The sequence below is a fragment of the Pseudoalteromonas sp. S2721 genome, assembly GCF_005887425.1.
GTDB classification, from domain to species: domain Bacteria; phylum Pseudomonadota; class Gammaproteobacteria; order Enterobacterales; family Alteromonadaceae; genus Pseudoalteromonas; species Pseudoalteromonas simplex.
Genome location: NZ_PNCZ01000111.1, coordinates 1 through 215 on the forward strand (window position 1 = coordinate 1; position 215 = coordinate 215).

The window sequence follows — 215 nt, forward strand, 5'->3', positions numbered from 1 at the left end:
TTACGTGGTTTCCTTGATTGGAATAATGCTACTTCGGAAGTTTACTACCACCGTAACAAAGCAGACAATAAGTCAGTTGGCCAATACTATCTATCTTACTCAGGTCTAGCTTATAACCAAGCAAATGATATCGACTTAGGTTCAGATGAAGGTGTTGCTAATATGAAAGCAACAACTCTTCAAGAGTCTTCTTCAACATTTGACCAATACTTCGC

At 38.1% G+C, this 215-nt stretch carries 1 protein-coding gene; it reads left to right on the forward strand.

The genetic code is table 11. The features are described 5' to 3' along the window. Positions 1–215: hypothetical protein (locus CWC02_RS20500; RefSeq protein ID WP_138619934.1), on the forward strand; the 215-nt coding region annotated here is incomplete at both ends.